The following is a 13,502-nucleotide window of genomic DNA, read 5'->3' on the forward strand; positions in this document are numbered from 1 at the left end:
GGTTTAGCTTCCCGGATTAAAAGGAAAAAAGTACGGTATCACAAAAGTGGCCGCTATCCAGATAATGATATTGAGCGGGGTCCCGACCTTTAGAAAATCGTTGAATCTGTAATTTCCGGGAGCATAGACCATCGTGTTAGTGGGATAGCTTACCGGGGTCATAAAGGTCAGGGAACAGGCAAACATCACCGCCACCAAAAACGGCCTTTCACTTATCCCCATCGCGGAGGCCAAACTGATGACTATCGGTGTCATCAAAGCGGCCGTGGCCTTGCTTGAAAGCACGTTGGTACTTAAAAAAGTAACCAGATATAATATGCTCAGGGTCACTTGGGCATGATAATTTCCCAGTGTCTGCTCTATAAATTGGGCTATTTTTTCGGCCCCACCAGTCTTTTCAAGGGCCGTTCCCATGGAAAGCACCCCTGCCATCATAAAAATGACCTTCCATTCCACCGCCTCGTATGCCTCTTTCGGTTTTAAAGTGGATGTGGCCACCAACAATAGAGCGCCGACCATACTGCTTATCAAAATAGAGGTAAGGTTGAGAGAGGCTGCAAGCACCACCCCTACTGCGATAACAATAGCTGGGATGGCTTTTTTATAATTTACCTTTGCATGCTTGTATTCGGAAAGGGCCACCACCAAGCCCTGCTCGACCAGTGTGTCAACATCGGCCTCTGTGCCCAAAATCAGTAGCATATCGCCTTCCATCAACTTTACATCGGCCAATTTTTCATAAAGGATTTCCCCTCTTTGCCGGATGGCTAAAACCGACCCATTGTATTGCCTCCTAAAATTGAGCGAGCGTAAAGAGCCCTCGGTGAGCCTGGAGCCAAAGGGAACAATAACCTCATAAATGTTTTTCTCCAGTTCTGATTCGTCAAACCGTTTGTCCCCTGTTACCCTATATCCTTTTATATCCCGGATAGCATTCAGTGTTTTTGGTGGCACAAGGACCTTCATTACATCTCCTTCCAAAATGAATGTTTCCGGGCCGATACTTTTTTTGTTGAACCTATCTCTGGAAATGTCCAATATCTGCACGTTATAATCATTGACCAATTTGGACATGTGCAAAGGTTTGTTGCTATCAGGACAATCTTTTTCGACCAATAGTTCGGTGATATACTTTTGGGCTTCTTTGGTAAGTACGTCCTGCTCCATTTTTTGCTTTGGCAGTAGAAGCGGTGCCACAAAAAAGATATAGGCAAACCCAATGGTTGCCAAACAAAGTGCCGCCAAACTGAATTCGAACATACCAAAACCTTCCAATCCATATTCTTGCGCGTAGCTGCTCACCAAAATGTTGGTGGAAGTGCCTATCAAGGTGCAGGTGCCTCCAAATAACGCCGAAAAAGATATGGGAATCAACAACATTCCCGGTGCTATTTTGGTTTCTCTGCACACGGTCAACGCAATGGGCAAAAGCAGTGCCACTACGGCAGAATCGTTCACAAATGCGGAAAACATGCCCGCGATAAGACAAAAGGTGATCAGGGCAATGCTGTAATGTATTTTTGCCAGTTTTATGATACGGTCGCTAAGACCCCCCAAGATACCGGAATTGAACACTCCGGCACTCACCACGAACATACACCCAAGGGTTATAGTGGCCGGGTGGTTGAAACCCGAAAAACCTTCTTTGGGACTAAGAACACCCGCCACTATGAATAGGGCCATAATGATGATGGAAGTGGTATCTATGGAGAAATAGTCCTTTATGAACAGGACGATTCCTATACAGATGATCACAATGGTAATAATCAAATCGCTGCCCATATTGCGCGTAATTTAGAGTTCCATTCTTTCTTTGGCCACCTATTTTTCTGTGCCGGCTCTATCAATGGTAAGTGAATGGAATAGTCTCTAAACCATTTTCGATTCTTCTTCAGAAAACAATTTTACTTTTTCTCTGGATTCTTTTCCTCTTTTGTCTCTTCTATTTCTTTCCCCAAATAAACCAATTTATAGCCCTCACCTTTTGGGGTAAAGTCTTTACTGTTGGCGGGGATTATCTCAATACTGCCATCCGGGGATTTGGTGAACAATGGAACAATATCTCGCTCTTCGTAGGTAATGTCGATCAGCTTATCATAGTGCTCCTTGTCATCCAAATCAATTTCATGGATGGTAGGGTGCTTGCGAACCGTGTCCATTAATTGTATAAAGTCATCGGTATGCGAAAAAAGTCCTTCTTTTGGATTATTGTCCGGGTCGTTCACCTCTTCTGTGTTTACAAGCCTGAAGGCCCCGTTCTCCCCGAATTGTCTTTGAAACTTATTTATCGCAAACTTGTTAATATCGGAATTGCCGGTCAAAGCCATTAAATACCCCATATCGTTGAGCTCGATGTTATCGGTGAGGGTATCGGAGAAAATATTGGCCGTTATTGCTTCAAGTCCCAATTTTTTGGCCCTTTCCACATTGTTTTGGTTGTTATCGATCAATACAACGTGCCTGTTGTTCTTTCTTAAATAATTTCCAATCAATCGGGATAGTTTGGACGCGCCTATAATCAAAATGCCTTCGGACTTTTTCAAAAACACTCCTACAAGTTTGGCAAACAAACGTGCCGTTGTGGCATTTAAGAGCACCGTTCCCAAAACAATCATAAAAACCAATGGCGTAATATATTCTGCCCCTGTTTCGCCGCGCTGCATCAATTTGGAACCAAAAAGCGAAGCAATACCTGCGGCCACAATACCTCGTGGACCCACCCAGCCAATAAACAGCTTTTCGTTGAATTTTAGATTGGAGCCTTGTGCGCTCAGAAAAACGCCCACCGGCCTTATGATGAACACTATGACCGCAAAAAGGGCCAACGTTCTCCAGTTGTATATCAATTCCATATCGCTGATGTTGATATTGGCCGCCAAGAGGATAAATAATATGGATATCAACAACACACTAAGTGACTCTTTAAAGTAAAGCAGTTCCTTGATGTTCGGAAGTTTCATGTTGCCCAGCACCATTCCCATGACCACGACCGCCAATAGCCCCGATTCATGTGCAAAAAGGTCGGACTCCACATATACCAAAAGAACGGTGGATAAAGAGACCACGTTGAGCAGGTAATGCGGTATAAAATCCCTTTTGATGGCAAACGCCAAAGCATGGGCAAATGTGAAACCAAATGTGGTCCCGAACAATATAATTTTTCCAAACTCGATTAACGCAGTCTGTGTAAAGGCCTGGCCTTCGCCAACACTGATGAACTCGAACACCAATACCGCGACCAAGGCCCCAATGGGATCTATCAAAATGCCTTCCCATTTTAAAACAGCGGAAACGTCTTTCTTGAGGGGAATGTTTCTTAAAATCGGAGTGATTACCGTAGGTCCGGTAACAATGATCAATCCAGAAAACAAAAAGGATATCTGCCAAGAAAGACCAAAAATGTAGTGTGCCGAAACGCCTGCCCCGAAAAATGTGACAATGGTACCTATGGTGATCAATTTGGTGATTACCGGACCAACATTGGATATCTCCGCCCTTTTAAGGGTCAGTCCTCCTTCAAACAGGATGACACTAATGGCCAAGGACACGAAATAATAGAGCCCATCGCCCGGAAAAAGTCCTTTTTCTCCATTCCAAATGGGTTCGATCAGTTTGGACCCGTCTTCAGTATATAAGGTTGCTATCGGTCCAACGAGCAGTCCGATCAATATCAAAGGCAAAATTGCCGGCAGTTTAAATCGCCAAGCCACCCATTGGGCAATAATGCCAAGAATTATGATTCCAGCAAGTTCGAGCATGGTTCAAGTTTTGTGGAAATTTACTGCTTTTCTTTTAGATAATCATTCTTCACCCGGCCCACCGATTGGATTAAGAACGTCCAAAACGTGGGATTGCCACTGGAATTCATGAAACTCGTCCCCATTTTGTTAAAATACGGCCAATATATCTTTATTTTTTCGCCAATTGGGTGGTGCTTTTCTTATTTTGCAGCCCATTTTATTTTCCAAATGACAATTTATCCCATAGAGACCGGTAATTTTAAGTTGGATGGCGGTGCCATGTTCGGTGTAGTGCCAAAATCGATATGGAACAGGACCAACCCTGCGGACAACAACAATATGATTGATCTTGCCGCCCGATGTCTTTTGATCGAAGATAGTGACAGGCTTATTTTGATCGACAACGGACTCGGGAACAAGCAATCCGAAAAATTTTTTAGTTACTATTATCTCTGGGGCGACCATTCTTTGGACAAATCTCTCACAAAAGCAGGTTTTCATCGGGATGATGTAACCGATGTCTTTTTAACACACCTGCATTTTGATCATTGTGGAGGGTCAATCCAATGGAACAAGGACCGATCAGGGTACGAGCCCGCATTTAAAAACGCAAAGTTCTGGACAAATAAAGACCATTGGGAGTGGGCTACACAGCCAAACGCACGGGAAAAAGCTTCCTTTTTAAAAGAAAACCTTTTGCCCATGCAAGAGAGCGGGCAATTGCATTTTGTGGACAGGAAAGAATCGTCCTTTTTGGACAATTCCGAGCTCGGTTTCGGCATCCATTTTGTTGATGGGCACACGGACAAGCAAATGCTGCCCCACCTAACCTATAAAAATCAGACCTTGGTCTTTGTGGCGGACCTTATTCCCACCGTGGGCCATATTCCATTGCCCTATGTGATGGGGTACGACACCCGACCCTTATTGACTTTAAAAGAGAAAGAATCATTTTTAAATAAAGCTGCTGAAAACAATTGGCTCTTGTTGTTCGAGCATGATGCCCATAACCAGATTTGTTCCCTAAAACGTACCGAAAAAGGAGCTAGGCTGGACCAACTGTTTTCCTATGATGAACTATTCAAAACAAAATAATCTTATTTTTTTCAACTTCTATGAATCGCACATATAACAAACTTTCATTTCTATCTGTATCCGCTGCGCTATTTTTAATGGGCTGTGGTTCTACCGCTCTGGTTTCGACCCCTGTTGAGAACATTGATGCAGTTCCCCTCAAAATTTCTGAGCTTACCGAGGCCGAGAAGAAACATTGGGGCCATCTTGACCTTATTGCGGACACCATTCCAGGTATGAGCGTGGACAGGGCCTATAATGAAATCCTTAAGAACAAAAAAGGGGAAACCATTGTGGTCGCGGTACTGGATTCTGGAATGGATTTGGAGCACGAAGACCTAAAAGGTGTTCTTTGGACCAATGCAGACGAAATTCCCAATAACGGCAAGGATGATGACGGCAATGGATATGTGGACGATATACACGGCTACAATTTTTTGGGAGATGCCTATAATGAACAGCTGGAATATGTCAGGATGCTGCGATTGAACGTGGGAGATGCCTCCGAAAGAGCGGAAGGCAGACTGCTGTTGGACAAAGAATATCCGGAAGCGCTTCAGAACAAACAGCAATATGAGCAAATCTTTCAAGTGGTGAAAGGTGCCGACGAACTCGTGAAGACCGAATTGGGAAAAGAGTCATACACAAAAGAAGACCTACTCTCCATAAAGCCCAAAACATCCCAAATGGAGCAAAGTGTCGCCGTTTTGACCCAAATGTTCACTTACGGGGACAGTATTCCCCAAGTTCTTGAAGAACTGGAAGAAGGGATCACATATTTTTCCGATCAGGTAAACTACAACCTCAACAAAGACTTCAACGGAAGGGCTCCCGTAGGCGACGATCCTTATGACATCACCGATGTTCCCTATGGAGATGGAAACCCAAAAAACCATGTGGATACCGAAAGCCATGGTACGCACGTTGCCGGAATCATTGCGGCCAAAAGAAACAATGGAATAGGAATGGATGGTGTGGCCAACAATGTTGAAATAATGAGCATAAGGGCCGTTCCCAATGGTGATGAATATGACAAGGATATCGCCTTGGGCATCCGCTATGCCGTGGACAATGGTGCTTCCATAATCAACTGTAGCTTTGGCAAGGCATTTTCCCCGAAAGCCGAATGGGTGTACGACGCCATTCAATATGCAGCCTCAAAGGATGTTTTGATCGTGCATGCCGCGGGGAACGATGGTAACGATTTGGAAGACCCTGAAAACAAGAACTATCCAAACGACCATAAATTCGGGGATACCGAATTTGTGGACAATATGATCACGGTTGGGGCGCTTTCAAGTAAATACGGTTCCAATATGGTCGCCTCTTTCTCAAACTACGGCAGCCAAAATGTGGATGTATTTGCTCCTGGTGACGAAATCTATTCCACTATGCCCAACAGCGCCTACGAGTTTCAGGGCGGGACCTCCATGGCAGCACCTGCAGTAGCAGGGGTCGCCGCACTGATACGTTCCCATTATCCGGACCTATCAGCGCCCCAAGTAAAGAACATCATCATGCAGTCTGGTTTAAGAACAAAAGCATCGGTAATTGTGGCCGGTGACCAGACCAAGGCCACCACGTTCGACAAAATTTCCAAGTCGGGCAAAATGGTAAATGCCTACAATGCCCTAATTTTAGCGGACAATATTTCCAATGGTAAAATGACCTTAGAAAGTAATTCAAAATAAATTATGACGCGTTTACGATCTATATTTTTTTCTACATTTTTCGGATTGAGTCTTATCTTAAGTGCACAAAGCACTTGTGATTGGCTCCAGCACGTTGATTACACCATGGAGGTGGACATGGACGTGAAGACATTCCAGTACAACGGGACCCAAAAGCTGGTTTACACCAACAATTCTCCCGACGAACTGGACCGGGTTTTCTATCACTTATACTTCAATGCCTTTCAACCGGGAAGTGAAATGGACATTCGGTTGCAGAACATTAAGGACCCCGACAATAGGATGATGGAAGACGGAAAAAGTAGGATTGCATCACTTTCCGAAAGTGAGATGGGATATTTGCACGCCAAATCCCTAACCCAGGATGGACAACCCGTTTCATATTCGGAAGAAGGGACCATTCTAGTCGTAGATTTGGCAAACCCGATTCCTGCCGGAGGCAAAACAACGCTCGAAATGACGTTTGAGGGCCAAGTCCCTCTTCAAATAAGGCGTTCCGGAAGAAATAGTAGAGAAGGTGTCGCACTTTCCATGAGCCAGTGGTACCCAAAACTTTCAGAATATGATTTTGAAGGATGGCATCCCAATCCGTACATCGCTCGCGAATTCCATGGTGTTTGGGGTGATTTCGATGTAAAAATCACCTTGGACAAGGATTATACAGTTGGTGGCTCTGGATATCTTCAAAATCCACAAGAAATTGGTCATGGATATGAAACTCCCGGGACTAAAGTAAAAACCAAGGGCAAAACCTTGACCTGGCATTTTAAGGCTCCAAACGTTCACGACTTTATGTGGGCAGCCGACCCGGAATATATCCATGACACTTACGAAATGGAAGATGGGCCCACGCTTCATTTCTTCTACAAAGACAACCCTGAGTTCAATGAAAACTGGAAAAAACTTCAACCAAAAACAGCGGAAGCGATGAAGTTCTTCAGCAACAATGTGGGCAAATATCCTTACAAACAATATTCCGTAGTGCAGGGCGGTGATGGCGGAATGGAATATGCCATGAGCACCTTGATTACAGGCGAACGTGAATTTGGAAGTTTGGTCGGGGTAATGGTACATGAAATGGCTCACTCATGGTTCCAGCACGTACTGGCCACCAACGAATCCGAGCACGAATGGATGGATGAAGGGTTTACCTCCTTCATCAGCAGCCTGTGCATGAACCAAATTATGGAGCAGAACAAGCAAAACCCATTTGAAGGGTCGTACAGAGGATACTACGCATTGGTAAACTCAGGTCTGGAATTGCCACAGACCACACATGCAGATAGGTACACCACCAATTTTGCGTACGGGGTTGCCGCTTACAGCAAAGGTTCCATATTCCTTTCTCAATTGGGGTATGTGATCGGGCAGGATAAGCTAATGGAAACCATTCAAAAGTATTTTCAGGATTTCAAGTTCAAGCACCCTGTGCCGAACGATATTAAAAGAACTGCAGAAAAAGTTTCGGGTATGGAGCTCAATTGGTACTTGACCGACTGGACAAAGACCACGAACACCATTGATTATGGTATAAAAAGTGTTGATGCCGATGGGAACAAGACCAAGGTAACTTTGGAGCGTATCGGAGAAATGCCCATGCCCTTGGATATTTTGGTCGTTGGCAAAGATGGAACGCAGGAAACCTATTACGTTCCATTGCGCATGATGTATGGGGAAAAAGACAATCCCTACCCAAACCTTAAACGCACCGTTCTGGAAGATTGGCCGTGGGCTTACCCAACATATGAATTTACTTTGGACATGCCCTTGGACAATGTCCAGGCCATTATGATAGACCCATCACAATTAATGGCAGATGTGGATGGAGAAAACAATGTTTATCAAGCAGAGGAATAAGCAGCTTTCCTTTAACAGAACAACAAGGGGTGGCCGTTTGTGCCGCCCTTTTTCATTTAATCTCAGATTTATTTAAGTAATTTGACCTTTCCAAAGAACTAGTCTCCATCATAATGTCTGAAGAAAATACAGATTCAAACGATACTAATACTCCCCTAAGGTCCACTCAAGGGGACACCCTAAACTATTCATTTCCAAAAAAAGAAAAGCTCACCAACAAGAAGCTTTTCGAGGCCCTTTTTACCGAAGGCAAAAACCTTCAGGCATTTCCCGTTAAACTCATATACCTCAACACCGATCATAAAGATGGGGCTTCGATAAAAGTTGCTGTTGTGGCCCCAAAGAAACGGTTTAAGACGGCTGTGGAGCGCAACCGAATAAAACGACTTTTAAGAGAAGCTTATAGGCTCAACAAACCCCTTATTTTTAACAACATTGAGGGAAATTTTGCGTTCATATTTTTATACCTTGGCAAGAAGACCCCAAGTTTTGAGGAAGTAAATGTGGCCGTGAAAAAGCTTTTAGAGGCCTTTTTAAAAAAAGAATTCAATGAAAAGATTGATTAAAAAGCAGGTTTTGATTCCCGTTTTGGCATTCGCCGTTTTAATCGGTGCCAGTAGTTTCAAAAGCGACTTTTTTGAGATTGCCAAACAGATCGAGATTTTTACCACGCTCTTTAAAGAGCTCAATATGAATTATGTGGACGAGACCAACCCAGCAGAGTTGATGGATTCGGCCATAAAAAATATGTTGGACGAACTGGACCCCTATACACAGTTCTTGAACGAGCAGGATGTTGAGTCCTACAAAATCAATAATTCTGGGGAGTACTCTGGGATTGGTGCACTGGTCCGTTCTTACCAAAACAAGCTGGTCATTGTGGAGCCCTACGAAGGATATGCTGCGGACAAGGCCGGATTAAAAGCTGGAGACGAAATCATTAAAATTGGGGAAACCTTGGTGTCCGATTTCGACGATAATGCCGGAGAATTGCTGAAAGGAGCCAATAATTCCAATGTGGAGGTCACCTTTTTAAGACAGGGAGAAACAAAGACCGCCACCATTACCCGAGAGGGCGTTGAGGTCGATGCCGTTCCTTTTTATGATATGATAGATGACAAAACGGGATATATCGTTTTGGCCCGCTTTAACAGTAAAGCTTCCAAACAAACGCAGTCCGCCATGCAAGATTTAAAAGGTCGAGGGGCGGAACGGCTGGTTCTGGACCTAAGGGGCAATCCGGGAGGGCTATTGTCCGAAGCCATCAACGTAACCAACCTTTTTGTGCCCAAAGGTGAATTGATCGTTACCACAAAATCCAAAGTGAAAAAGTTCAATCAAGAATATAGAACCAAGAACCAACCCGAAGACGAGGAAATTCCACTGGTGGTTCTGGTGGACGGAAAAAGTGCTTCCGCCAGTGAAATCGTCTCTGGTGGATTGCAGGATCTGGACCGTGCCGTAATTGTTGGTGCGCGGAGTTTTGGAAAAGGACTCGTGCAGCGCCCCTTAAAGCTAACCTATGGCACACAATTAAAGGTCACTATTTCCAGATACTATACTCCTTCAGGCCGATGTATCCAGTCCTTGGACTATTGGAACCGGGATGCAGAAGGCAATGCTGTACGGAACACCAATTTTAAAGAATTTACCACCCGAAACGGGAGAAAGGTCCAAGACGGGGGCGGTGTTATGCCGGATATCAGCATAAAATCATTAAAAACCAACTCGCTTATAGATGCGTTGGAGGCAAACAATATTGTGTTCGATTTTGCGACCAACTATTTTTATGGTCACGATTTCAGTTCGGTTGAAAATTTCAGTTTTTCAGAAGCAGATTACGAATCTTTTAAGGACTTTGTAGCGAAACAGAATTTCTCCTACCAGACCAAAACCGAAAAGGTACTGGAGGAAACCATCAACAATGATGATACCTTGTTGGGCCCAGAGGTACAAGAAAAGTACAAAGACCTTTTGTTGGCGGTAAACCGCGGAAAAATCGAAGCGCTCGACACCTATAAAAATGAGATACAGAAGACACTGGAAGACGAAATCATTACTCGATACTTTTATCGAGATGGTCTTTATAAATACTATTTGAGTCATGATGATGCCATCCTAACGGCCAAGGAATTATTGGCCGACGGGAACAAGTATTCGAGCATCTTAAAATAATGCTCAACAACTCATAAGGGCTATCCATCAATTCCATATCCTGCAACCGTCAAGTTTTGGGGCTAAAGTCAAGTTTTTGATGTTACCTTGACTAAAAACTTGTAAATGACCTACACATTACTGACACTGACACTTGTCGGGATTACCCTGCTCTTTTGGCTATATCATTTAATGAACAATTGTTTTTCGAGGTCTTTTTGTATTCTGAAAAACCGAAAAACTGGGTCGACCACCACCAAAGAAGCCTCCATTATTTCGGTAAGTACCATAAAGCAGGGGAAAAAGCCATTGTTGGAGCTTATGGTCTTATTCGAGAATTTTTCCGGGTACTATATCCACAGAAAGATACGGGTTTGGGACACTAAGCCCCATTTAGAAAGATTCAAACCCGATAAAACCATTCCTGTAGGGCTCAACGTGGCCAGAAAACCCAAGGACCCTATTTTTCTTTCCCAGGAAATGTGCCGTTTTTCCTTTGCCATGGTCGTTCTCTGCGTTATCAAACTTATCATTTTCGTTTCTGGCAGTTATATCCTTATGGGAGAGGCCCTGGAAAAAATATTCTCGGCAAGGTATCGGTATGAAGGTGTCTTCAAGACATCGACCTCATGGGAAATGGGTCTAATCTTTATTGGAATAAGTGTTCTTCTATATTTTCTGCTACAAAAGGTCGGTGTGGTGGTCAACGGAAAAACAATGGAACAAAATTGGAATCTTTTATACTATGGTGTCGGAACCAAAGCAGCAGTTGTTAACTACAAGCATGCGGGAACATCCATTAAAAAGGACCCTGTTTTTCATTTTTCCTATGTTTTTAAAAATCATTGGGGACAAAAAATTGAAGGGGTTGACAAAAAGATTCTGGAGAAAACAGATACCGCATCTCCGTCGGAAATCGATCAATTGGAAGTTATGTACCTTCCCAATGAACCATCTGTATCCCGAATTACTGAAAACTTGGAATCTCAGGATTTTATCCGCTTTCTCAACAAGCTTTTTTTAATGGTAGTGTTCGTTTTTTCGGTGGTATTTATTCTCTCTTTTTATCAAGACGTTTTTGGATAATGTTTTAAACATCAAAAAAGAAGGAATAAATCCTATTTTTGGGCATGCAAAAACTAAAAGTCTGTGAACTTTTTGCCGGAGTTGGAGGATTCCGTTTAGGTTTGGAAAATACTGGCCACTACAAAGTAGTGTGGAGCAACCAATGGGAGCCTTCCACCAAAATGCAACATGCCTCCTTGGTATATGAGGCCCGTTTTGGGGCCAAAAACCATACTAATCACGATATTGAAACTGTGAAGACCGACGATATTCCTGATCACGATATTTTGGTGGGCGGTTTTCCCTGTCAAGATTACTCGGTGGCTACCAGCCTCAAAAACTCCAAAGGACTCATTGGAAAAAAAGGGGTGCTGTGGTGGTCTATCCACCGGATACTTTCAGAAAAAAAGAACAAGCCCAAATATCTTTTTTTGGAGAACGTGGACCGTCTTTTAAAATCGCCTTCCTCACAGCGTGGGCGCGATTTTGCCGTTATGCTACGCAGTTTGTCGGACTTGGGCTATGCTGTGGAATGGCGCGTAATAAATGCGGCAGAGTATGGAATGCCACAGCGCCGAAGGCGCGTTTTTTTTCTGGCCTATCTAAAAGGTTCCCTAATCCATCAAAACTTGGAGCAAACGCCTGTTGAAGAATGGATATTGGACAAGAGCCCGTTTTATGCTGCTTTTCCTGTTGCCTCATCAACAACTAGTCCCATTACTTTTGATTTGGAAAAAGACTTGGTCTCGCTATCGAACAACTTTAATAAGGACAGGGGTCTTTCTCCCTTTCTAAATTCCGGTATTTGCGTGGACGGAAAGGTGACATCAATAAAAACTACGCCTGTTTATAGCGGACAGCGGACCGTACTTTCCGATATTTTAGAAACCGGTTCCCTTCCCTCTGAATATTTTATTGATGAAGCCGATTTACCAAAATGGGAATATTTAAAAGGCTCCAAAAAAGAAACAAGAAAGACCAAAACCGGTTTTGAATATAATTATAGCGAGGGAAGCATGGTGTTTCCCGATGCTCTTGATCAACCTTCCAGAACTATAATAACCGGAGAGGGCGGTATATCCCCTTCCCGGTTCAAGCACGTGGTCCGGACCTCCAAGGGACTGCGAAGACTTTTACCTATTGAATTGGAACGGTTGAACATGTTTCCGGACAATCACACAAAACTGGAGGGTATCTCGGATGCCAAACGCGCTTTTTTTATGGGCAACGCTCTTGTGGTGGGAATAGTGGAACAAGTAGGTGCTTCCCTGTTCCAGAAAATATCCCAAATTGAAAAGCAAGTTCAAAACTGATCTATCCAACGAAAAAAAACTGGCCCACTTACTGGATTCCTATTATAAAAAACACTTAAAGCAATACCACTTTGAGCGTGTTTTCCAGATGAGAAAACAACTTCAGGGAATAGACCTTGTCCTAAAGGACAAAATCTCGGAAAAGCAGTATTATGTTGATGAAAAGGCACAACTGGATTACATCAACGAACGTTTGCCCACTTTTGCTTTTGAACTTTTTTACCAAAAGAACGGTGTGCAAAAACAAGGATGGTTATTCGATGCTACCAAAAGGACCGATTTTTATGCCTTAGTGACCAGCATTTTTTCGGATGAAGCAAATACCTTCACGACCTGCAATATCACTTTTGTAAACCGAAACAAGCTGATCCAACATCTGGACCGATCAGGATTGAACCAATCATATTTGGAAAAATTAATTGCTACAAAGAAGGGTATAAACGGAAAGCTGCATTTGGATAAATTGAATGAAAAATCCGAGGGGTATCTGTTCTTTTCTACCAAAAACAAAGCGGAAAAACCCATAAATCTTGTACTAAAATTGGATTACTTAAAGAATATAGGTGTGGCAAAAAGGTTGGTTTAATCCGTTCATGTGGTCATTCCTA

10 protein-coding genes are annotated in these 13,502 nt (G+C 43.4%); 8 read left to right on the forward strand and 2 right to left on the reverse strand.

The annotated features are described in order from the left end of the window. Positions 1 to 3: 3 nt before the first annotated feature. Complete coding sequence (locus SD449_RS12390; protein ID WP_318310988.1) at positions 4 to 1,782, reverse strand: SLC13 family permease; 1,779 nt, start codon at positions 1,780 to 1,782, stop codon at positions 4 to 6. A 122-nt stretch (positions 1,783 to 1,904) separates the two neighbouring features. Further along, complete coding sequence (locus SD449_RS12395) at positions 1,905 to 3,758, reverse strand: cation:proton antiporter (protein ID WP_318310989.1); 1,854 nt, start codon at positions 3,756 to 3,758, stop codon at positions 1,905 to 1,907. A 210-nt stretch (positions 3,759 to 3,968) separates the two neighbouring features. Here SD449_RS12395 and SD449_RS12400 point away from each other — a divergent pair, with 210 nt between their 5' ends. The 8 genes from SD449_RS12400 (at position 3,969) to SD449_RS12435 (ending at position 13,480) form a co-directional block, all read left to right on the forward strand. After that, complete coding sequence (locus SD449_RS12400) at positions 3,969 to 4,835, forward strand: MBL fold metallo-hydrolase (protein ID WP_318310990.1); 867 nt, start codon at positions 3,969 to 3,971, stop codon at positions 4,833 to 4,835. Between the two features lie 20 nt (positions 4,836 to 4,855). Next, positions 4,856 to 6,505, forward strand: coding sequence for a S8 family peptidase (locus SD449_RS12405; RefSeq protein ID WP_318310991.1), 1,650 nt, complete (start codon positions 4,856 to 4,858; stop codon positions 6,503 to 6,505). Positions 6,506 to 6,508: 3 nt separating this feature from the next. Further along, positions 6,509 to 8,362, forward strand: a complete 1,854-nt coding sequence (locus SD449_RS12410) for a M1 family metallopeptidase (RefSeq protein ID WP_318310992.1) — start codon at positions 6,509 to 6,511, stop codon at positions 8,360 to 8,362. A 113-nt stretch (positions 8,363 to 8,475) separates the two neighbouring features. Next, complete coding sequence (gene rnpA, locus SD449_RS12415; protein ID WP_318310993.1) at positions 8,476 to 8,928, forward strand: ribonuclease P protein component; 453 nt, start codon at positions 8,476 to 8,478, stop codon at positions 8,926 to 8,928. Continuing rightward, positions 8,912 to 10,537 carry a S41 family peptidase gene (locus SD449_RS12420; RefSeq protein WP_318310995.1) on the forward strand — a complete coding sequence of 542 codons (1,626 nt, stop codon included), beginning with the start codon at positions 8,912 to 8,914 and terminating at the stop codon, positions 10,535 to 10,537. The genes rnpA and SD449_RS12420 overlap by 17 nt, the downstream gene beginning before the upstream one ends. 105 nt (positions 10,538 to 10,642) lie before the next feature. Continuing rightward, the gene (locus SD449_RS12425) at positions 10,643 to 11,602 is read left to right on the forward strand and encodes a hypothetical protein (RefSeq protein ID WP_318310997.1); all 960 of its coding nucleotides are present in this window, start codon (positions 10,643 to 10,645) and stop codon (positions 11,600 to 11,602) included. 44 nt (positions 11,603 to 11,646) lie between these two features. Then, entirely contained in the window at positions 11,647 to 12,894 is a 1,248-nt protein-coding gene (gene dcm, locus SD449_RS12430; protein WP_318310999.1) for a DNA (cytosine-5-)-methyltransferase, read from the forward strand. Further along, complete coding sequence (locus SD449_RS12435; protein ID WP_318311001.1) at positions 12,872 to 13,480, forward strand: hypothetical protein; 609 nt, start codon at positions 12,872 to 12,874, stop codon at positions 13,478 to 13,480. The genes dcm and SD449_RS12435 overlap by 23 nt, the downstream gene beginning before the upstream one ends. The last annotated feature ends 22 nt before the right edge of the window (positions 13,481 to 13,502 follow it).

Origin of the sequence: Flagellimonas crocea, from assembly GCF_033441595.1 — a bacterium.
GTDB classification, from domain to species: domain Bacteria; phylum Bacteroidota; class Bacteroidia; order Flavobacteriales; family Flavobacteriaceae; genus Flagellimonas; species Flagellimonas crocea.